The sequence below is a fragment of the Streptomyces sp. NPDC016640 genome (assembly GCF_043076215.1).
Taxonomy (GTDB): Bacteria; Actinomycetota; Actinomycetes; order Streptomycetales; family Streptomycetaceae; genus Streptomyces.
The window spans coordinates 166,774-187,669 of record NZ_JBIBRG010000005.1; the positions used below are offsets into that span (position 1 = coordinate 166,774).

A 20,896-nucleotide genomic window follows, 5' to 3' on the forward strand; every position below is an offset into this window, starting at 1 on the left:
CCGGCACGGCCGTCACGCACCGCCGGGTTCCCGCCCCTCCCCCGGTGAAGGGGCGGCCGGCCGGCGCCGGGAGCGTCGGCCGGCCGGCGTCGTCAGGAGGCCGAGCCGTGCGTACGCGCCGCGCACGCGGGGAGATCCCCGGGTCGTCGCCGGGTTCTCCGGGAAGATCAGTACGGCGGGCGGTCTCGCCTCCCGCTTCGCGTCACTTTAGTCCACGGTGTCGCCCGGTCAATCAACCGGCCTGCGCGTTGCGGACCACGCGGTGAGTCAAGACGTACAGCGGGCCGATCACCCGCGGGAGGGAGCTCACACCACCCCTGTGGGTTACCTCACACCAAGAACAGCTGACGTTCTTTGTCCCCTCTCACAGCGGGCCTGATCCCCTCGTGACCAGTAACGTCATGGCTATGACGACTTCTGCACCGGTTCCCGCCGACTCCGGAAACGCCACGATCCGCCCCGGCACGGTCACCGACCGTCTGGTCGAGGCCAACCAGCAGTACGCCGCCGCCTTCACCGATCCCGGGATGGACGCCCGCCCCGTACTGCACGTGGCCGTGGTGGCCTGCATGGACGCGCGTCTCGACCTGCACGGCGCGCTCGGCCTCTCGCTCGGCGACTGCCACACCATCCGCAACGCGGGCGGCGTCGTCACCGACGACGTGATCCGCTCGCTGACCATCAGCCAGCGGGCCCTGGGCACCCGCAGCGTGGTCCTCATCCACCACACCGGCTGCGGCCTGGAGTCCCTCACCGAGGAGTTCCGGCACGAGCTGGAGATGGAGGTGGGCCAGCGGCCGTCCTGGGCCGTGGAGGCCTTCCGGGACGTCGACCAGGACGTGCGGCAGTCGATGCGGCGCGTGCGCACCTCGCCGTTCCTGCCGCACACCGACGACGTGCGCGGTTTCGTCTTCGACGTGAAGACGGGCCTGCTGCGCGAGATCGACCCCGCCTGACCTCGGGGACGTTCCGGCCGCCCACCCCGGGGCACCTGCCTCCGAAATCCGTCGGACATCGTGAAAACCCGACATGTCACCGCCGGTTGTCCACAGGCGAGTGACACGAATCGGTAACGGCGGCGAGAATGCGGGAGTGGTGTCACGCGGAACTTTTCCCGCGTGGTGTCCGTGATTGGGGTGGGCCGGTCCGACAGCAAGGTGCCGGCCCGGGACATTTGGGGTCCCCGTTCCTTCCCGGGGCGCGGGGAAAGGCCGAGGAGGGCCGGGTGACGACCTATGACGATCGAGCGAGCCTCACTGATCTGACCGCCGTGGTGGAACGCGTGCGGGGTTCGGTGGAAGGCGTGATCGAGGGGAAGCCCGAGGTCGTACGGCTCTCGCTGACCGTCTTGCTCGCCGAGGGACATCTGCTCATCGAGGACGTCCCGGGAGTCGGCAAGACGATGCTGGCCAAGGCACTGGCGCGGTCCATCGACTGCTCGGTGCGGCGGATCCAGTTCACACCGGACCTGCTGCCCTCGGACATCACCGGCGTGTCCATCTGGGACCAGCAGCGCCGCGACTTCGAGTTCAAGCCGGGCGCCATCTTCGCGCAGGTCGTGATCGGCGACGAGATCAACCGCGCCTCGCCGAAGACCCAGTCCGCGCTGCTGGAGTCGATGGAGGAGCGCCAGGTCACCATCGACGGCAAGACCTATGAACTGCCCAGCCCCTTCATGGTCGTCGCGACCCAGAACCCGGTCGAGATGGAGGGCACCTACCCGCTGCCGGAGGCCCAGCGCGACCGCTTCATGGCCCGGGTCTCGGTCGGCTATCCGAGCGCGGAGGCCGAACTGCGGATGCTGGACGTGCACGGCGGCGTCTCCCCCCTGGAGGACCTCCAGCCGGTGGCGCACGCGCACGAGATCGTGAAGCTGATCGAGGCGGTGCGCGGCGTGCACGTGGCCGAGCCGGTCCGCCGGTACGCGGTGGACCTGGTCTCCGCGACCCGCACGCACCCCGACCTCAGACTCGGCGCCTCGCCGCGCGCGACGCTGCACCTGCTGCGTGCGGCGAAGGCATCCGCGGCCCTCGGCGGCCGGGAGTACGCGCTGCCGGACGACGTGCAGGCGCTCGCCGTGGCCGTGCTCGCCCACCGGCTGCTGCCCACCGCCCAGGCCCAGCTGAACCGCCGCACCGCCGAGCAGGTGGTGCAGGAGATCCTGCAGCGCACGCCGGTCCCGGCGGCGGCCGCGCCGCAGAGCGCTCTCGGGCCGGGCCACGGCGCCCCGGGCTACGGCCAGCAGCCGCCCCGGAGGCTGTGATGACCACCGCGGGCGCCGTCCACGCCGAGGGCGGCAGGGACGACCGCAACGGTGTCCGGACGGCCCTGGCGGGGCTCACCACCCGGGGACGCTCCTTCCTCGCCGCCGGTGTGGCGGCCGCGGTCTGCGCGTACGTGCTCGGGCAGAGCGACCTGCTGCGGGTCGGGCTGCTGCTGGCGGTGCTGCCGCTGCTGTGCGCGACCGTGCTCTACCGCACCCGCTACCGGGTCGCCGGCAGCCGCCGGCTCTCCCCCGGGCGGGTGCCGGCCGGCTCCGAGGCACGGGTGCACCTGCGGATGGAGAACGTCTCGCGGATGCCGACGGGCCTGCTGATGCTCCAGGACCGGGTGCCGTACGTGCTCGGTCCGCGTCCCCGGTTCGTGCTGGACCGGGTGGAGGCGGGCGGGCGCCGCGAGGTGTCCTACCGGGTCCGCTCCGACCTGCGCGGCCGCTATCCGCTGGGCCCGCTGCAGCTGCGGCTGAGCGATCCGTTCGGGATGTGCGAGCTGACCCGGTCCTTCTCGACGTACGACACGCTGACGGTGATCCCCCGCGTGGAACCGCTGCCGCCGGTGCGGCTGAGCGGCGAGGCGAAGGGGTACGGCGACGGGCGGCAGCGTTCGCTGGCGCTGGCCGGCGAGGACGACGTGATCCCGCGCGGATACCGCTACGGCGACGATCTGCGCCGGGTGCACTGGCGCTCCACCGCGCGCTACGGCGAGCTGATGGTGCGCCGCGAGGAACAGCCGCAGCGCGCCCGGTGCACGGTGCTGCTGGACACCCGGGCCGTCGCCTACCCGGGCGCCGGTCCCCACTCGGCGTTCGAGTGGGCGGTGTCGGGCGCGGCCTCCGTGCTGGTGCACATGCTGGAGCGGGGCTTCTCGGTGCGGCTGCTCACCGACACCGGCAGTTCGGTGCCGGGCGAGGGGGCCGACGGGTTCGCGGGCGCGAGCCAGGAGTCGGCGGACGCGGCCGGGCTGATGATGGACACCCTCGCCGTGGTGGACCACTCCGACGAGGCCGGCCTGTCCCGCGCCTACGACGTGCTGCGCGGCGGGAGCGAGGGGCTGCTGGTGGCCTTCCTCGGCGACCTCGACGAGGAGCAGGCCGCGGTGCTCGCCCGGATGCGGCAGCGCAGCGGAGGCGCCCTCGCCTTCGTGCTGCAGGGCGGGTCCTGGCTGCGGGAGCCGGTCGAGGCGCCCGGTCCGTCGGACGAGGGCGGGGAGAGACTGCGGATGCTGCGCGAGGCGGGCTGGACGGCCCTGGCAGTGCCGCGGGGCGCCTCGCTGGAGGGGCTGTGGCGGCAGGCCGACCGGGAGCGCCCGGGCCTGGCCGCCGCGAGCGGTGGGGTGGGACCGTGATCAGCGGGCGGGCGAGGCTGGCGCTGTGCGCGTGGGCGGCCACGCTGATGACGGCGTGCGCCCTGCTGCCGCTGGTCGAACCGGCGTCCTGGATGCTCCAGGCGGCGCTGCTGCTGGCCGCGCAGTCGGGGGTGGGCGCGGCGGTCCGGCGGCTTCCGTCGGCGCGTCCGGTGACGGTGGCGGCGCAGGCTCTCGTGACCCTGCTGCTGCTGACCCTGGTCTTCGCGCGTGAGCACGCCTTCGCCGGGCTGATACCCGGTCCGGACGCCGTCCGTTTCTTCGCCGAGCTGCTGGAGCAGGGCGGCAGGGACGTCAGCCGGTACGCCATCCCGGCGCCGCTGTCCGACGGCATCCGGCTGATGCTGGTCGGCGGTGTCCTGGTGATAGGGCTGCTGGTGGACACCCTCGCGGTGACCTTCCGCAGCGCGGCCCCGGCCGGGCTGCCGCTGCTCGCCCTGTACTCGGTGGCCGCGGGTCTGTCCGACGACGGCGTCGACTGGCTGTGGTTCCTGCTGGCGGCGGGCGGCTATCTGATGCTGCTGCTCGCCGAGGGGCGCGACCGGCTCTCCCAGTGGGGCCGGGTCTTCGGCGGGGTGGCCCCCGGGCCCGGCGGCCGTCCGCCCGGCCCGGGGGCACCGGTGCGCACGGGCCGGCGGATCGGTGTGGTCGCGCTGGGCATCGCCCTGGTGGTGCCGCTGGGCCTGCCCGCGATGAGCGGCGGCCTGCTGGACGCCGCCGGTGCGGGCGTCGGCTCGGGCGGCGGCGGGGGCGGCACCATCTCCGCGGTGAACCCGCTGGTGTCGCTGCGCGACTCGCTGAACGTGGACGAGGACCGTCAGGTCATGTCGGTGCGCTCCGAGCTGGCCGACGTGTCCGGCCTGTACCTGCGGATCGTGTCCCTGGACGATTTCGACGGCACCACGTGGAAGCCGTCGAAGCGGTCCATCACCACCGTGCCCGACGGCCCGTTCCCCACCCCGCCGGGCCTCGGCCCCGGCACGGGGCGCACGGAGGCCGGCACCACGATCTCGACCGCCGACTGGTACGCCCAGGACTGGCTGCCGATGCCGTACCCGCCGAGCGGGGTGAGCATCGAGGGCAACTGGCGCTACGAGCCGGTCGGCATGACCCTGGTCGGCGACCACGGCCAGAACACCCGCGGTCTGACCTACGAGGTGCGCAGCCTCGACGTGCGGCCCACGCCGGAGCAGCTGGCCGACGCGCCCCGGCCGCGGCTCGCCATGGAACGCGATTACACCGAGCTGCCGGACTCGCTGCCGGCCGCGGTGTCCCGGACCGCCCGCGAGGTCACCGGGGACGCGGACAACGCCTACGAACAGGCGGTGGCGCTCCAGGAGTACTTCACGCTGAACGGCGGCTTCGAGTACGACACCGAGGTGGACGTCGGCAGCGGCTCGCAGGCGATCGCCCGTTTCCTGCGGGACAAACAGGGTTTCTGCGTGCACTTCTCCTTCGCGATGGCGTCGATGGCCCGCTCGCTGGGCATACCGGCGCGGGTCGCGGTGGGCTTCGCGCCGGGCACGCCGCAGGCGGACGGCACGGTCGCGGTCGGTCTGCGGGACGCGCACGCCTGGCCGGAGCTGTACTTCGAGGGCGTGGGCTGGACCCGCTTCGAGCCGACCCCGACCCGTGGTTCGACGCCGTCGTACACCGTGCCGGACGCCGCGGACAGCACGGTGCCCGACCCCGCCCGGCCGTCCCGGACGGCGCCCGAGGAGCCGTCCGCCGCGCCCTCGGAGAACGAGAGCTGCACGGCGGAGAGGAAGCGGCTGGGGGCGTGTGCGAGCGAGTCGCCGCAGGCGGCCCTGGCCACGGACGACGACGGGCCGAAGTGGTACGCGCTGCTGGGGTGGGCGCTGGCCGGTCTCGCCGTGCTGGTGCTGCCGCTGTCGCCGATGCTGTGGCGGACGAGGACCCGGGCGTCGCGGCTCGGCGCGCACGGCCGGTCGGAGGCGGACGCGGCGCCGTACGTGCTGGCCCTCTGGGACGAGCTGACCGACACGGCGTGGGACCACGGTGTCTCTCCGGACGGGTCGCTGACCCCGCGCGGGGCGGCGGCCCGCATCGTGCGGCTCGGCCGTCTCGACGAGGGCGCGGCGGCGTCGGTGCACCGGGTGGCCGATGCGGTGGAGCAGGTCCTGTACGCGCCGCGGCCACGCCCGGCGGTGGGTCTGACCGACGACGTGCGCCGGGTGATCGCGGGTCTGCGGGCCCCGGTCGGCCGGTGGACGCGGCTGCGCGCGGTGTTCGCCCCGCGCTCCGCCGTGCGGGTGGTGTGGGCGGTGTCGGCCTGGCGGTCCGGCGTCCGCGAGCGGGTCGTCGCGATGCGGCCGGCCTGGCGCAAGCCGTCACGGCAGCGGGGCTGAACCCGCGGGCGGGACGGCACCGGCCGCCGTCCCGCCCGGTGGGTCCAGCGGGCCGGAGACGCCCGGGGAGAGCCGGGCGTCCGGGGGCGGGACGGCTTCGGGTGTCCCGCCGGTACCGCCCGGACGGCGCGGCGGGTGCGGGACGTTCGGTGAGGACACGCGTCAGGGGGTGACCACCGTGCCGGTGGTCACCCCCTGAGCCGTGCTTTTCACTTGATGCCGCCGGGAGCCGTCGCCCGGTGGCCGGATCCTGAGGACGGCGCCGGGGTCGGGACCCGGGGCCTAGTGGCCGCCCTGCTCGTCGCGCCGGCGCTGCCAGCGCTCCTCTATGCGGTTCATCATGGAGCGGCGCTGTCTGCCCTGCCGGCCCGCATGCGGCTCACCCGGGGTGCCGACGGCGGCCTGCTCGCCCGGCTTGGGCGCCTTGCGCCAGCCGGTCACCGCGAGTACCGCGCAGCCCAGCATCACGAGGAATCCCACGACGCTGAGCCAGACCTGCTGGGCGACCATACCGGCCATGAGGAGCGCAATACCCACGAGGAAGCCCGCGACCGCCTGGTAGACCCGTCGCCGGGTGTACGTACGCAGCCCGCTTCCCTCGAGCGCCGTCGCGAACTTGGGATCTTCGGCGTACAGCGCTCGCTCCATTTGCTCGAGCATGCGCTGCTCGTGCTCCGAGAGCGGCACGGAGTCCTCCTCATCGTGCAGTCGCCGGGGCGACCCGGGGGTCCCTTCAGGATAGGCAGGGAATCGCCCCCGTGAAACCCGCCCCTCTGCGCCAATTGGCCAACCGGTACCACCACGCACGTCCCGGCCCGCTGAGGCTGTTCATTCCCCGGCGGCCGACCCGTCATGCCGGACAGTCTCCCTCGATCATACGGCGCCCAGCCGCCATTCGGGGGGCCTGTGGCGCACTCCATGCACGGCCGGGGCGACGGGGCCGCCGCAGATCAGCGGCACGTCGGGGAAGGAACCTCACGCCTCGGAGGTCCCCCGCGTCTCACCGAGCACATGGAGCTGCGTGGCCACGGAGTGGAAGGCGGCGAGCTCGGCCGCCGCGGCCTCCAGCTTCAGCAGCGCGTCCAGCGCTCCGGGCTCGGTGTCGACGAGCACGCCGGGGACGAGGTCGGCGAAGACCCGCACGCCGTGCACGGCCCCGACCTCCAGGCCCGCTCCCTCCACCAGTGCGGTGAGCCGGTCGGCGGTGAAGCGGCGTGGCATGGGGTCGCCCGTGCCCCACCGGCCGTCCGGGTCGCCGAGCGCCTGCCGGGCCTCCGTGAAGTGACCGGCGAGGGCGCGGGCGAGCACGGCGCCGCCGAGGCCCGCGGCGAGCAGGCTGAGGACACCCTCGGGGCGCAGGGCGGCCACCGCGTTGCGCACGCCCTCGGCCGGGTCGTCGACGTACTCCAGGACGCCGTGGCACAGCACGACGTCGTACCCGCCGCGCTCGGCGACGTCGAGGAGGCCGTGGGCATCACCCTGGACGCCCTGGACCCGGTCGGCGACGCCGGCCTCGGCCGCGCGGCGCTCCAGAGCGAACAGCGCGTTGGGGCTGGGGTCGACGACGGTCACCCGGTGGCCGAGCCGGGCCAGCGGCACCGCGAAGTTGCCACTGCCGCCGCCGGTGTCCAGGACGTCCAGCGCCTGCCGCCCGGTCGCCTTCGCCAGGCGTTCCATGGCGTCCTGGAGGACCTCCCGGACCACGGCGGTACGGAGAGCGGCGCGGGATCGCATCGGGTCCGACACGGCAGTTGACTCCTCGGCGCGGCACCGCCTTGTACTCGGCGGAGCGATCGGGCTCCCTGCCCGGCCGGGCAGGGCTTCAGGCGCTGCCCACCCTATTGCCTGCGCCGAGGTGCGCGGCCATCCGCCCACGCCCCGCGGCGGCGCCCCCGCCGCCCCTCCGGTCCCCGGGGTCCTTGCTCCCGGTGAGCCTCGCGCCGTTCCCCGCGCCCCTGGCCGGGCGCCGTCCCCGTCAGCCGGCGTCCGGCAGGCCGCCCGGGGTGTCGCCGTCCGGGGGACGGGTGTCCGGGTGGTCCCCGTCGCCGCGGGACTTCGGGAGGACCGGCTGGAGGACGAGCAGGTGCTCCACCAGGCGGAGGAACATCGCCGCGTCGCGTATCAGGTCGTCGGCGTCCCGGCCGGTCGCCGCGCCCTGGATGCCCGCCTCGGCCCGGGCGCGGCGCGGGGCCCCGGAGGCGAACAGCGCGCTCCACTCGGCGAGCTCGGGCGCGATCTCGGGGAGCACCTCCCACGCGCTGCGGATCCGGGCCCGGGCCCGGGGCGAGGTCTCGGGCCGCCCGCGGGCGGCGAGCACGGCGGCGGCGGTGCGCAGGGCGGCGAGGTGGGCCGTCGCATAGCGCTCGTTGGGGGTCTCGAGGACGGTGGCCTCGTGGAGTCCGGCACGGGCCTGGGCGAGCAGGTCGAGGGCGGCGGGCGGAGCCGCGGCGCGGCGCAGCACGGGGTGGATGTCGCTCGCCGGGCCGTTCGGTGAGGGGGCAGGGCGGGTTGCGCGGTGCCGACGGGCCGCTGCTGCGGACGAGTTGGCCATGACGAACCTCCTGTCGTCTTCGTGACGGCACGCCCTGATACGAGGTGCCGTTTGTCCACATCGTGGGGTATGGCACTGACAATCCGTTCCGACCTGGGCTTTTGCTTCGATCGGGAGTTCGGGTGGAGCGCAGCGGTGAACCGGCGGGCGCGCGCGGCGGGCGCCTCGGCGTGACGGATCGCGCCGGCGGGCCGACTGCCGGCGATCGCGCGGTGGCACTGCCGGCCGCCGCCGCCAGGTGTGGACCCCGGACCGGGTGCACCCGGAGCCGAGCCCGTGACCGCGCGGGGAGGCGTTGCTGTGAGAATCGGGGCCATGAACAGCAGCAGCACCACGCCGGGCGGCAGCGGCCGCCGCGAGGCCACCCGGCAGAAGCTCTACGAGGCGGCCGTCACCCTCATCGCCGAGCAGGGCTTCTCCGCCACCACCGTGGACGAGATCGCCGAGCGGGCGGGAGTGGCGAAGGGCACGGTCTACTACAACTTCGCGAGCAAGTCGGTCCTCTTCGAGGAACTGCTGCGGCACGGGGTCGGTCTGCTGACCGCCTCGCTGCGGGAGGCGGCCGAGAAGACGGCCGGAGAGGGCGGCAGCAGGGTCGACGCCCTGGACGCGATGATCCGCGCGGGACTGGTCTTCATCGACCGCTACCCGGCCTTCACCCAGCTGTACGTGGCCGAGCTGTGGCGCACCAACCGGGCCTGGCAGTCCACGCTGATGGTGGTGCGGCAGCAGGCCGTGGCGGTGGTCGAGGACGTGCTGCGCGAGGGTGTGGCGAACGGTGAGTTCAGCGAGGAGATCGACGTTCCGCTGACGGCGGCGGCGCTGGTCGGCATGGTGCTGGTGGCCGCGCTGGACCGGCAGTCCTTCCAGCCGGGGCGCTCCCTGGACGATGTGCACGCGGCGCTGTCCCGGCTGCTGCAGGGGCGGGTCAGCGGCCGGCCCTGAGACCTCGGCGCGTCCCGGGGCCCCGGGCGTCCCAGGGCCCCGGCATGCCGGGCCTCTGAAAGAGCGCCGGTCCGGCGGTGGCCGCGTCCCCCGCGGGCCACCGGCCGGACCGGTGCCTTCCGTGCTCCCCCGTACGTCCCCCACGGCCCCCGTTGCGGTCGTCCCCCGGGTTCCCCCTCACCTCGCTCCCGCCGGCGGCGCCGGCGGAAGGAGCGGATGGCGGGCACGTCCCGTTCCGGCGCCCCGTGTCGCCGGCTGCGGGCCGTGCCCCTCTCCGTGGTCTCCACTCTCTCGTCGCCGCAGGCCGCAGCCCATCCGTGCGGGTACTCAACGGGCGGTTGGGTACGGGTACTCAGTGCTGCGCGCACAGGCCCACTCCGCGGCGGCGCCGGCTGGTGCTCCGGACGGGGGCGCGGGTACCCGGGACCGGACTGCCGGTGCCGGCCGATCCGGCCGATAAGGTCCCTGGCATGGCACGGATTGCGGTGATCGGCGCCGGGATGGGCGCGATGGCGGCCGCCGCCCGGCTGGCCGTCGCGGGCCACCGGGTGGCGGTGTACGAGCGGACGGACACGTACGGCGGTGCGCTGCGCCGGCTGGAGCGGGAGGGGTTCTCCTTCGACACCGGCCCCGGGCTGCTCCCCGTGCCCGCGGTGTACCGCGATCTGTTCGTGAAGACCGGCCGGGAGCCGCTGGAGGAGTGCGTCGAGCTGGTCCAGGTGGACCCGTCGTCGCACCACGTGTTCGCGGACGGCACGCGCGTGTCGCTGCCCGACGCCTCCCGCGCGGGCGTCGTCTCCGCCCTGGAGGAGACTCTGGGACCGGTCGCCGGCCGGCACTGGGGCGACTTCCTGGTGCGGGCCCGGGAGGCCTGGGACCGGTCGCGCCGCCCGCTGCTGGAGGAGCCGCTGTGGCCCAACTGGCAGGTGCTGGCCGAGCGTGAGCCCTACCCGGCGGTCCCGCACAAGAGGTTCCTGCGCACCCGTACGGCCGGCACGCTCGCCGAGGTCGGCGCGTGGGAGCTGCGTGATCCCCGGCTGGTCGCGCTGCTGGAGAGCCATGCGCTGGCGTACGGTCTCGACCCCCGCCGGACCCCGGCGAGCGCGGCGGTGCTGCCGTACCTGGAGCACGCCTTCGGCACCTGGTACGTGCTGGGCGGCATGCGGGAGCTGGCGCGGGCGGTGTACGAGCGGTGTCTGGCCCGCCGGGTGGAGTTCCGCTTCGGCGCGGAGGTCGCCAGGGTGCTGGAGGAGGACGGCCGGGTGGCGGGGGTGGAGCTCGCCGACGGCGCGGTGGCGGAGGCGGACCTCGTGGTCGCCGGGGTGGCTCCCGGGGTGCTGGACCGGCTCGGCGCGGGCACACGGCTGCGCGGGGAGGACGGGGTGCCGGCCCGGCGGGGGGCGGCGAGCCGGGTCACGGTGCTGCTGGCGCTGCGGGGCGGACGGCCGCGGGGGACCCCGCACCGCACGGTCGTGCACACCGAGGACCGGGAGACGGAACTGGAGGCGCTGTTCGGTCCCCCCGCGGGCGTGCCCGCGCGCCCCACGGTCACGGTCCTGCGGCCGGACGACCCGGCCCTGGTCCCGGACAGCGGCCACGAGGCGGTCACGGTGACGTCGGTGGTGCCCGAGGGGTACGAGGGCGATCCGGACGCGCACGCCGAGAACCTGATCGCCGTCGCCGGGCGGGCGATACCCGGTCTGCGCGACCGGCTGCTGTGGCACGAGGTGCGCACCCCGGCCGACATCGCCGAGGAGACCGGTGCGCGGGGCGGCGCGGTGCCGGCGCCGGCGCTGGCCGCAGCCGGCGGACGGCTGCTGCACCCGTCCAACAGCACCGGACTGCCGGGGCTGTTCGCGGCCGGCGGCTGGTCCCACCCCGGCGGCGGGCTCCCGCACGCCGGCATGTCGGGGGCGCTGGTCGCCGGACTGATCGTGGAGGGGCCGGAGTTCCGCGGCTCGCAGTGAGCCGCGCTCAGTACTCGCAGTGAGCCGCGCTCAGTAGCGGTACTGCTCGTCGTACCCGTTGCCGCTGCCCTGCGCCTGCCCACCGCCCTGGTACGGGTACGGCTGCTCCGGCGGGAGTTCACCGCCGTACGGGTCGCCGGCGCTGCGCTGCTGGGGAACCCACAGCCCGCCGGGCGGGGTCTCGCCGCCGTACGTGCCGGCGTACGGGTCCTGGTCGTAGCCCTGCCGGCCGTACTGCTGCGGGTCCGCGTGACCGGTGTCGTACGAGGTGTCGCCGTAGGTCGGGTTGCCGATGTACGGGTCGGAGTACGCGGCGTACTGCTGCTGGCCCGTGGTGTCGTAGCCCTGCTGCCGGCCGTAACCGGAGTAGTCGTAGGCGTAGTTCTGGTCGGTGCCCTGCGCGGTCGCCGCGTACTGGTCCTGGGCGGGGGCCGCGTACCCGGTGTCGCCGCCGTAGACGCCGTAGGAGCCGGTGTCGTCGGGCATCGGCTGCGGCTCGTAGACGCCGGTGCTCCCGGCGGTCGCCGGCCGGGCGGGGGTGAAGACATCGTCGCGGTCGTAGTCGTCGTCGTCCGTGCCGTGGGCGGCCCGGTCGTGGTGGCCGCCGTCGTCGCCGGACGCCTCCAGGCCGGAGACCTCCAGGGCCGGTTCCCGGCGCCCGCGGTCACCGCGGCGGCCCTTGGCGGCGGCCAGCAGCGGCGCGTTGACCGCCCAGCCGGCCGCGAAGCCGCGGCGGAACGACAGCGTGACGTAGGTCTGGCCGACCGCGAAGGCCGCGGCGCCCAGCCCGATGACGACGACGGACGGGATCAGCACGCCGAGCACGACACCGAGGAAGCCGCCGAAGGCGAGCAGCCGCCAGCGCAGACGCGCCTTGTACTGCAGCAGCACCTCACCGAGCAACCACAGCGCGACGATGCCGAACGCGATGTAGAGGACCGCCCAGCCCATGTACGCCCCTCTCACAGTGGTCGCTACGCAGTGTGTCGTAGATCCGTGCGACCGGTCTAGGCCTGCGGTGGGTGGTGCAGGCCCAGGTTCTCGTAGATTTCCAGCGTCGCCGTGGAGTTGTTGAGCGTGATGAAGTGCAGTCCGGGCACTCCTTCGGCCAGCAGCCGCGCGCAGAACTCCGTGGCGAAGTCGATACCGATGGAGCGTACCGCCGCCGGATCGTCCTTCGCTGTGAGGATCCGCTCTTTCAGGGCGTCCGGGAACGCGGCGTTACTGAGCCTCGGCAACCGTTCCAGCATCTTCACGCTGGTCACCGGCATGACCTCGGGAATCACGGGGGTCTCGCAGCCGGCGGCGTGGACTCGGTCACGCAGGCGCAGATAGGACTCGGGCCGGAAGAACATCTGGGTGATCGCGTAGTCGGCGCCGGCCCGGCACTTGTCGACGAAGTGCGCGACGTCGGTGTCCCAGTCGGCCGAACGCGGATGCATCTCCGGGAAGGCGGCGACACCGACACAGAAGTCGCCCGACTCCTTGATGAGGCGGACGAGTTCGGCGGCGTAGGCCAGGCCCTGCGGATGCGGCACCCAGTCGCCCATGGGGTCGCCGGGCGGATCGCCGCGCACCGCGAGCATGTTGCGGATCCCGGCGTCGGCGTACTGGCCGATGATGTTGCGCAGCTCGGCGACGGAGTGGTCGACCGCGGTGAGGTGGGCGACCGGGGTGAGGGTCGTGTCGGCGACGATCTGCTCGGTCGCCCTCACCGTGCCGGCGCGGGTGGAGCCGCCCGCGCCGTACGTCACGGAGACGAAGCTGGGGGCGACGGCCTCGACCCGGCGCAGCGCGTTCCACAGGTTGCGCTCGCCCTTCTCCGTCTTGGGGGCCCAGAACTCGAACGAGAAGGTCGTCTTTCCGGCGGCGAGCATGTCACGCACGGTGCGCGCGCGATCAGTCCTGGTGGATGCGGTTCCTAGGGCCATACCCGCAGGTTAGCCAGGGAGCGGCGGTCCCCCAACCGGATGCGGGGAATTTGTCCTTGATGCCGACTTGTTGTCCACCCCTTGGACATTCCCGGGAGGCAGCGGGTCAGCCGGCGTCCGGAGCGGTCCGCCGCAGCCGCGCGGCGAACTCCGCGGCCGCCGCACCCGGGTCGTCGGCCTCGGTGAGGGCGCGGACGACGACGACCCGGCGGGCGCCGGCGGCCAGGACCTCGTCGAGGTTGCCGAGGTCGATGCCGCCGATGGCGAACCAGGGGCGGTCGGTGCCGAGGGCGGCGGTGTACCGGACCAGGTCCAGGCCGGGGGCGTGGCGGCCGGGCTTGGTGGGGGTGGGCCAGCAGGGCCCGGTGCAGAAGTAGTCCACGCCGGGCTGGACGGCCGCCGCGGCGGCCTCGGACTCGGTGTGGGTGGAGCGGCCGACGAGGACGCCGTCGCCCAGGACGGCGCGGGCGGCGGGGACGGGCAGGTCGCCCTGGCCGAGGTGGAGGACGTCGGCGCCGGCGGCGTGGGCGACGTCCGCGCGGTCGTTGACCGCGAGCAGCCTGCCGTGCCGGGCGCAGGCGTCCGCGAGGACCGCCAGGTGCTCCAACTCCTCGCCGGCCTCCATGCCCTTGTCCCGCAGCTGCACGATGTCGACCCCGCCGGCCAGGACCGCGTCGAGGAACTCCGCGAGGTCGCCCTGCCGCTTGCGGGCGTCGGTGCAGAGATAGACCCGGGCGTCGGCGAGCCGGGCGCGAACGGTGTCGGTCATAGGGATGTCCCCCGGGGTTCGGTGGTGGCGTACGGACCCGGCGGGCCGGTGTGCCGCCGGCACGCGCCGCCCCGCCCGTCAGGAGCCGGCGGAGCGCCGGCCGCAACGGACCCTATGCGACCCTGTGCCGCCGCTCCGCGCCCCGCGGCGAGAACACCCCGCGGGGCCCCGGGCCGCTCCGGGCGGGACGGACGGCATGGGTGGGCCGTCGGCCGGGGCGCGCGGCGCCCCGGCCGGTGTCGTTCGTGCGGGCGGCGCCACGCGCGGTGGCGCCGGGACGGATCCGTCGGTGGGATGCGGGTCAGACCGCGAGCGCCTGGGCCCGGCGCTTCACCTCCGTGCCACGGTTCTCGCCGAGTGCCTGCGCGGGCGTGCCCGGCAGCGAGGGGTCGGGGGTGAAGAGCCACTCCAGCATCTCTTCGTCCGTGAAGCCGTCGTCCCGCAGCAGCGTCAGGGTCCCGGTCAGGCCCTTGACCACCTTGTCCTCGTCGATGAAGGCGGCGGGAACGTGCAGCGCGCGGTTCTCACCCCGGCGTACGGCGATGAGCTGGCCATCCTTGACCAGCTGCCGGACGCGCGTCACCTCGACGCCGAGCTTCTCGGCGATGTCGGGGAGAGTGAGCCAGGCGGGGACGAGAGCATCGATCTTTGCGTCAATCTCGGTCACGGGACAAGCCTGCCACCTGCCACTGACAGTCGGAAGCCAGCCCCGTCCACCCGGGCGGGCGCGTCGCCCGGACGCGCCCGCCCGAAGGGCGCCCCGCCGGCGTGTCAGGCCGTCGCCGACTTCAGCGGCCGGGCCGGATCCGCCAGCAGGCGCGCGTCCATCGCCGTGCCCGCCTCGATCAGTCTGCGCCCCTGCGCCAGGTCCCGGGGGCGCCCCACCGCGAGCAGCGCGACCAGCCGGGTTCCACGGAGCCAGCAGACGCTCCACGCGGCGTCGGAGGGGTCCCCCCGCCACACGGTCCGGTCGGCGTCCGCGTGGTGCCCCGCGTACTGCACGAAGCGCCCGAACTGCTCGGACCAGAAGTACGGCACCGGGTCGTACACCGCCGGGGCCCGGCCGGCGGACGCGCCGAGGATGTTCTCGGCGACGGTGCGCGGCCCCTGGAGGGCGTTGTCCCAGTGGTGGACCAGCAGACGCTCGCCGTAGCGCCCGGACGGGAAGGACGCGCAGTCCCCGACCGCGTACACGTCGGGAAGGGAGGTCGCCAGATGCCGGTCGGCCACGACCTCGCCCCGCTCCCCCAGCCCGATCCCGGAGCCCGCCAGCCAGGCCGTGGCGGGCCGGGCCCCGATCCCGACGACCACGGCACCGGCGGGCAGCCGCGAACCGTCGTCCAGGAGTACGGCGCCGGGCTCGACGCCCGTCACGCGCGTGCGTGTGCGCAGCACGACACCGGCGTCCGCGTACCAGCCGGTCATGGGGGCGCTCACCTCGGCGGGCAGCGCCTCGGCGAGCGGCCGCCCGGCGGTCTCCACGACGGTGACCGCGCAGCCCGCCCCGCGTGCCGCGGTGGCGAACTCCGCGCCGATCCAGCCGGCCCCGACCACCACGATGTCGTGCTGGCGCGCGAGTACCGGCCGCAGCCGTTCGGCGTCGTCCAGGGTGCGCAGCAGATGCACCCCGGGGACCCCCTCCGCGCCCGGCAGCCGGACCGGCTCCGCACCGGTGGCGACCACCAGGACGTCGTAGGGGACGGGGCCGCCCTCCGTGTCCAGTTCGTGGTCCCCGGGGCGCAGGCCGAGCACCTCGCAGCCGAGCCGCAGGTCGATGCCGAGTTCTTCGAAGTCGACGTCGAAGGCGGAGCCCTCGGCGGTGCCGAGCAGCACCGCCTTGGACAACGGCGGCCGGTCGTAGGGCTGGTGGGGTTCCGCGCCGATCAGGGTCACGGTGCCGGTGAAGCCCTGTTCCCGCAGGGCGACCGCGGTCCGCACACCGGCCATGCCCGCGCCCGCCACCACCACCCGCCGCGGCTCGGACGGTCCCGGTTCCTGCGTCTGCTCGCTCACCCGATCACCATAGACACCCGGCCGTGGGGCGCGGCCGGCTCCTGCCGTCCGGCGGCTCCTCCACCACGCTGGTGCCGTTGCCCGGCCGCGACTCCCGCTCCCGCCTCCCCGCCGGCCCACGGGGGCGGGGACGAGTCCGTCGAGGGACCTGCGGGACGGGACGACCACCCCCGGCCGGGGGTGGTCGTGGGCGAGGGGCGGGCGGGCCACGCGCGGGCTCCCTTACAGGGCGGGTGTGCCGGGGGCTAGGGTGGCCGACGTAAAGCACTCGCGGGAGCCCGGACGCACCGGGCTGAGAGGGAGGCTGGCGGCCTCCGACCGTACGAACCTGATCCGGGTCATGCCGGCGAAGGGAGGGGCTGGACGCCCATGTCGCCCACGCGCAGCACAGACGTCCTCGTCGTCGGGGGCGGGATCATCGGTCTGGTCACGGCCTGGCGGGCCGCGCAGCGCGGTCTCGCCACGGCCGTGGTGGATCCCGAGCCGGGCGGCGGGGCCGCCCGGGTGGCCGCCGGGATGCTGGCCGCCGTCACGGAACTGCACTACGGCGAGGAGACCCTGCTGGGTCTGAACCTCGCCTCCGCGCGGCGCTACCCCGGCTTCGCGGCCGAGCTGACCGAACTGACCGGCCAGGAGCTCGGCTACCGCCGGTGCGGCACCCTCGCGGTGGCGCTGGACGCCGACGACCGCGCCCATCTGCGGGAGCTGCACGCCCTGCAGCAGCGGTCGGGGCTGGACTCGCAGTGGCTGTCCGGGCGGGAGTGCCGGCGGCTGGAACCGATGCTCGCGCCGGGTGTGCGCGGCGGTCTGCGGGTGGACGGCGACCACCAGGTCGATCCGCGCCGGCTGGCGGCCGCGCTGGTGACGGCCTGCGTGCGGACCGGCGTGACCGTCCACCGCGCGTGGGCCGGGCGGCTGCTCGTCGCGGGGGGCCGGGCGACGGGCGTGGTCACCGCCGACGGCACCGAGCTGGGCGCCGGGCAGGTGGTGCTGGCCGCGGGCAGTCTCAGCGGGCGGCTCGCGGGCGTCCCCGAGGACGTGCTGCCTCCCGTGCGCCCCGTGAAGGGACAGGTCGTACGGCTGACGATGCCCGAGCGGCCCGGTCCCTTCCTGAGCCGGACCGTGCGGGCCGTGGTGCGCGGCAGCCAGGTCTATCTGGTGCCGCGCGAGAACGGCGAGCTGGTCGTCGGCGCGACCAGCGAGGAGCTGGGCTGGGACACGACGGTGACCGCGGGCGGCGTGTACGAACTGCTGCGCGACGCCCACGAGCTCGTCCCCGGGATCACCGAACTGCCGCTCACCGAGACCCGGGCCGGGCTGCGCCCCGGCTCCCCCGACAACGCGCCGCTGCTCGGCCCGACCGGTCTCGACGGACTGCTGCTGGCCACCGGCCACTACCGCAACGGCGTCCTGCTGACGCCGGTGACCGGCGACGCCATGGCGCACGCCCTGACCACCGGTGAACTGCCGGAGGAGGCCCGTCCCTTCACCCCGCGGCGCTTCGGCGCCGCCGTCCCCACGGAGCAGCCCGCGTGAACGCCTCGGTCACCGTCTCGGTCAACGGGGAGCCCCGGGAGTTCGCGCCCGGCACCGCCCTCGACCTCGTCGTGCGGTCGCTCACCGCGGCGCCCTCGGGAGTGGCCGCCGCCCTCAACGAAACCGTCGTCCCGCGCGCGCAGTGGCCCACCACCCCCCTCGCGGACGGGGACCGGGTGGAAGTCCTCACCGCCGTCCAAGGAGGCTGACCATGGCCGACGATCCGTTCGTCCTCGGCGGTACGTCCTTCACGTCCCGCCTGATCATGGGCACCGGCGGGGCGCCGAGCCTCGACGTGCTGGAGCGGGCGCTGGTGGCGTCCGGGACGGAGCTCACGACCGTCGCGATGCGGCGGGTGGACCCCTCGGTGCGCGGCTCCGTGCTGTCGGTGCTGGAGCGGCTCGGCATCCGGGTGCTGCCGAACACCGCGGGCTGCTTCACCGCCGGGGAGGCCGTGCTCACGGCGCGTCTGGCCCGGGAGGCGCTCGGTACCGATCTGGTCAAGCTGGAGGTCGTCGCCGACGAGCGGACGCTGCTGCCGGACCCGATCGAACTGCTGGAGGCGGCGGAGACGCTGGTCGACGACGGGTTCACGGTGCTGCCGTACACCAACGACGATCCGGTGCTGGCGCGGAAGCTGGAGGACGCCGGCTGCGCGGCGATCATGCCGCTGGGGTCGCCGATCGGGTCGGGGCTGGGGATCCGCAACCCGCACAACTTCCAGTTGATCGTGGAGCACGCGCGTGTGCCGGTGATCCTGGACGCGGGGGCGGGGACGGCGTCGGACGCGGCGCTGGCGATGGAGCTGGGGTGCGCGGGGGTGATGCTGGCGTCCGCGGTCACCCGGGCGCAGGAGCCGGTGCTGATGGCCTCCGCGATGCGGTGCGCGGTGGAGGCGGGGCGGCTGGCCCGGCTGGCGGGGCGCATTCCGCGGCGGCATTTCGCGTCGGCGTCCTCTCCCGCGGAGGGGCTGGCCGCGCTGGATCCGGAGCGGCCGGCGTTCCAGGGCTCCGGCCGGGCCGGGAGCGGGTTGCGCCCGCCGGGTGCCGCCGCGCCCGCTCTCCCCCCGGGCTCCCCGCTTCCGGGTGCGGGTGCGGCGCGTCACAGGTCCGCTCCAACGGGGGGTGAACGGGGCGGGGGTGTCGGCGGGGACTCGTAGACTCACCGCGTGGACACGACCCTTCAGGACCCTCTGGTCGGGCAGGTGCTCGACGGCCGGTACCGCGTCGACGCGCGGATCGCGGTCGGCGGGATGGCCACGGTCTACCGGGCCGTGGACACCCGCCTGGACCGCGTCCTCGCCCTCAAGGTGATGCACCCCTCCCTCGCCGTCGACGTCTCGTTCGTCGAGCGGTTCATCCGCGAGGCGAAGTCGGTCGCCCGCCTGGACCACCCGAACGTGGTGCAGGTGTTCGACCAGGGCGCCGACGGGGCGTACGTCTACCTGGCGATGGAGTACATCGCCGGCTGCACCCTGCGCGACGTGCTGCGCGAGCGCGGCGCGCTCCAGCCGCGGGCCGCGCTGGACATCCTGGAGCCGGTGCTGGCCGCCCTCGGCGCGGCGCACCGGGCCGGGTTCGTGCACCGGGACATGAAGCCCGAGAACGTGCTGATAGGGGACGACGGCCGGGTCAAGGTCGCCGACTTCGGGCTGGTGCGCGCCGTGGACACGGTGACGAACACCACGGGCACCGTGCTGGGCACGGTCTCCTACCTGGCCCCGGAGCAGATCGAGAGCGGCGCCGCCGACCCCCGGGTGGACGTCTACGCCTGCGGCATCCTCCTCTACGAGATGCTGACCGGCGTCAAGCCGCACGACGGCGACTCCCCCGCGATCGTGCTCTACAAGCACCTGCACGACGACGTGCCGCCCCCGTCGGCCGCCGTGCCCGGCATGGCGTACGAGCTGGACGAGCTGGTCGCGTCGGCGACCGCGCGCACTCCCGGGGTCCGTCCGCACGACGCGGTGGCTCTGCTGGCGCAGGTCCGCCGGGGCCGCGGCCGGCTCGGTGCCGAGCAGCTCGACGCGGTGCCGCCGCAGGCGCTGACGGCGGAGCACGACAACGCCGGGGACCGTACGAGCGTCATCCCGCGCGCGCTGACGTCCCCCACGCCCGGCTTCGCCCGCGCGGGGGGACCCCCGTCCCGCCCGCTGCCGGCCGACGAGGGCGACGGCGGCGCGGCGGACTCCTCCCACCGCACCAGCCGGTTCCGGTCCCCGCCGCCGCTGCCGCCCCGGCGCCGGACGGCGCTGCGGCGCGGCCCGATGGCGGCCGTCGTGGCCGTGCTCCTGGTCCTCGGGCTCGGCACCGGCGTGTGGTACATCAACTCCGGCCAGTTCACCAAGGTCCCGCCGCTGCTGGCGAAGACCGAGCGGGAGGCCCGGGACCGGCTGGCGGACGCGGGCCTGGACGTCGGGCAGGTCGAGGAGGCGTACAGCGACACGGTGGAGCGGGGCACGGTGATCAGCACGGACCCGGCCGTGGGCGCCCGCATCCGCGGCCACGACCCGGTGTCGCTCACGATCTCCAAGGGTCCGCAGACCGTGCGGGTGCCCGACCTCGACGGCTACCCGCTGGACAAGGCCCGCTCCCTGCTGGAGGACGAGGGCCTGGAGCCCGGCATGGTCACCCGGGCGTTCAGCGAGGACGTGGCCCGGGGCTCGGTGGTCTCCACCGAACCGGGCAAGGGCACCGAGGTCCGGGCGGGCTCGGCGGTGGCGCTCACTGTGAGCAGGGGCAGCCCGGTGGACGTGCCGGACGTGACCGGGGACGACCCGGCGGACGCACGGTCCGAACTGCGGGAGGCCGGCCTCGAGGTGAGGATCGCCGACGAGCGGGTCACCTCCGGGCACGACGCGGGTCGGGTGGCCCGGCAGTCCCCGGGCGCCGGCCGCCGGCTCGCCGAGGGCGACACCGTGACGCTGACGCTGTCCAAGGGCCCGGAGATGATCGGGGTGCCGGACGTGGTCGGCGACAGCGTGGACGAGGCCAGGGAGAAGCTGGAGGGCGCCGGGTTCCGGGTGGAGGAGGACCGCGGACTGCTCGACCTGTTCGGCGACACCGTCGAGGGCCAGTCCGTGGCCGGCGGCGACACCGCGCCCAAGGGGTCGACGATCACCGTCGAGATCGGCTGATCCCGGGAATCCACCGGCGGGCGGGCCCGGCGCTCAT

At 74.8% G+C, this 20,896-nt stretch carries 17 protein-coding genes, 1 pseudogene and 1 riboswitch; of the genes and pseudogenes, 10 read left to right on the forward strand and 8 right to left on the reverse strand.

Going from position 1 to position 20,896, the window contains the following annotated elements; translation table 11 throughout:
• Positions 1–407 precede the first annotated feature (407 nt).
• The 4 genes from ACF07S_RS12820 to ACF07S_RS12835 all read left to right on the forward strand — a co-directional run bounded on the left by ACF07S_RS12820 (position 408) and on the right by ACF07S_RS12835 (position 6,011).
• Positions 408–956, forward strand: coding sequence for a beta-class carbonic anhydrase (locus ACF07S_RS12820; protein ID WP_391974169.1), 549 nt, complete (start codon positions 408–410; stop codon positions 954–956).
• Between the two features lie 269 nt (positions 957–1,225).
• Positions 1,226–2,263: an AAA family ATPase gene (locus ACF07S_RS12825; RefSeq protein ID WP_391974170.1), complete on the forward strand. Its 1,038-nt coding sequence runs from the start codon at positions 1,226–1,228 to the stop codon at positions 2,261–2,263.
• On the forward strand, positions 2,263–3,624 hold the full coding sequence (locus tag ACF07S_RS12830) for a DUF58 domain-containing protein (protein WP_391974171.1): 1,362 nt from the start codon (positions 2,263–2,265) through the stop codon (positions 3,622–3,624). The genes ACF07S_RS12825 and ACF07S_RS12830 overlap by 1 nt, the downstream gene beginning before the upstream one ends.
• Before the next feature lie 47 nt (positions 3,625–3,671).
• Positions 3,672–6,011 (forward strand): DUF3488 and DUF4129 domain-containing transglutaminase family protein, encoded by a 2,340-nt coding sequence (locus ACF07S_RS12835; RefSeq protein WP_391974244.1) that lies wholly within the window; start codon positions 3,672–3,674, stop codon positions 6,009–6,011.
• 282 nt (positions 6,012–6,293) lie between these two features.
• Here the strand turns inward: ACF07S_RS12835 and ACF07S_RS12840 are convergent, their stop codons facing one another.
• The 3 genes from ACF07S_RS12840 to ACF07S_RS12850 all read right to left on the reverse strand — a co-directional run bounded on the left by ACF07S_RS12840 (position 6,294) and on the right by ACF07S_RS12850 (position 8,562).
• Positions 6,294–6,698 (reverse strand): DUF3040 domain-containing protein, encoded by a 405-nt coding sequence (locus tag ACF07S_RS12840; protein WP_391965158.1) that lies wholly within the window; start codon positions 6,696–6,698, stop codon positions 6,294–6,296.
• 288 nt (positions 6,699–6,986) lie between these two features.
• Positions 6,987–7,757, reverse strand: coding sequence for a methyltransferase (locus ACF07S_RS12845; protein WP_391965159.1), 771 nt, complete (start codon positions 7,755–7,757; stop codon positions 6,987–6,989).
• A 229-nt stretch (positions 7,758–7,986) separates the two neighbouring features.
• Positions 7,987–8,562: an SAV_6107 family HEPN domain-containing protein gene (locus tag ACF07S_RS12850; RefSeq protein WP_391974172.1), complete on the reverse strand. Its 576-nt coding sequence runs from the start codon at positions 8,560–8,562 to the stop codon at positions 7,987–7,989.
• Between the two features lie 315 nt (positions 8,563–8,877).
• Here ACF07S_RS12850 and ACF07S_RS12855 point away from each other — a divergent pair, with 315 nt between their 5' ends.
• Together ACF07S_RS12855 and ACF07S_RS12860 are read left to right on the forward strand one after the other, a co-directional pair.
• Positions 8,878–9,507, forward strand: coding sequence for a TetR/AcrR family transcriptional regulator (locus ACF07S_RS12855; RefSeq protein ID WP_391965161.1), 630 nt, complete (start codon positions 8,878–8,880; stop codon positions 9,505–9,507).
• A 470-nt stretch (positions 9,508–9,977) separates the two neighbouring features.
• On the forward strand, positions 9,978–11,474 hold the full coding sequence (locus ACF07S_RS12860; protein WP_391974173.1) for a phytoene desaturase family protein: 1,497 nt from the start codon (positions 9,978–9,980) through the stop codon (positions 11,472–11,474).
• 30 nt (positions 11,475–11,504) lie between these two features.
• On the opposite strand, the gene ACF07S_RS12865 is transcribed toward ACF07S_RS12860, so the two are convergent.
• From ACF07S_RS12865 to ACF07S_RS12885, 5 genes are all read right to left on the reverse strand, one after another.
• A complete protein-coding gene (locus tag ACF07S_RS12865; RefSeq protein WP_391974174.1) occupies positions 11,505–12,425 on the reverse strand; it encodes a hypothetical protein in 921 nt (306 codons plus the stop codon).
• Between the two features lie 56 nt (positions 12,426–12,481).
• Positions 12,482–13,405: a methylenetetrahydrofolate reductase [NAD(P)H] gene (gene metF, locus ACF07S_RS12870; protein WP_391965164.1), complete on the reverse strand. Its 924-nt coding sequence runs from the start codon at positions 13,403–13,405 to the stop codon at positions 12,482–12,484.
• Between the two features lie 106 nt (positions 13,406–13,511).
• Complete coding sequence (gene thiE, locus ACF07S_RS12875; protein WP_391965165.1) at positions 13,512–14,174, reverse strand: thiamine phosphate synthase; 663 nt, start codon at positions 14,172–14,174, stop codon at positions 13,512–13,514.
• 301 nt (positions 14,175–14,475) lie between these two features.
• Positions 14,476–14,841, reverse strand: a complete 366-nt coding sequence (locus ACF07S_RS12880) for an Rv2175c family DNA-binding protein (protein ID WP_391965166.1) — start codon at positions 14,839–14,841, stop codon at positions 14,476–14,478.
• A 104-nt stretch (positions 14,842–14,945) separates the two neighbouring features.
• Entirely contained in the window at positions 14,946–16,187 is a 1,242-nt protein-coding gene (locus ACF07S_RS12885; RefSeq protein WP_391974175.1) for an NAD(P)/FAD-dependent oxidoreductase, read from the reverse strand.
• A gap of 260 nt (positions 16,188–16,447) precedes the next feature.
• Positions 16,448–16,559: riboswitch (TPP riboswitch) on the forward strand.
• Between ACF07S_RS12885 and thiO the strand changes: the two genes are divergently transcribed.
• From thiO to pknB, 4 genes and pseudogenes are all read left to right on the forward strand, one after another.
• Complete coding sequence (thiO, locus tag ACF07S_RS12890; RefSeq protein WP_391965168.1) at positions 16,557–17,723, forward strand: glycine oxidase ThiO; 1,167 nt, start codon at positions 16,557–16,559, stop codon at positions 17,721–17,723. It overlaps the preceding riboswitch by 3 nt.
• Entirely contained in the window at positions 17,720–17,932 is a 213-nt protein-coding gene (gene thiS, locus ACF07S_RS12895; protein ID WP_391965169.1) for a sulfur carrier protein ThiS, read from the forward strand. The genes thiO and thiS overlap by 4 nt, the downstream gene beginning before the upstream one ends.
• 2 nt (positions 17,933–17,934) lie before the next feature.
• A pseudogene (locus ACF07S_RS12900) lies at positions 17,935–18,726 on the forward strand (thiazole synthase); the annotation flags it as partial.
• 165 nt (positions 18,727–18,891) lie between these two features.
• Positions 18,892–20,859, forward strand: a complete 1,968-nt coding sequence (gene pknB, locus ACF07S_RS12905; protein WP_391974176.1) for a Stk1 family PASTA domain-containing Ser/Thr kinase — start codon at positions 18,892–18,894, stop codon at positions 20,857–20,859.
• Positions 20,860–20,896 lie beyond the last annotated feature (37 nt).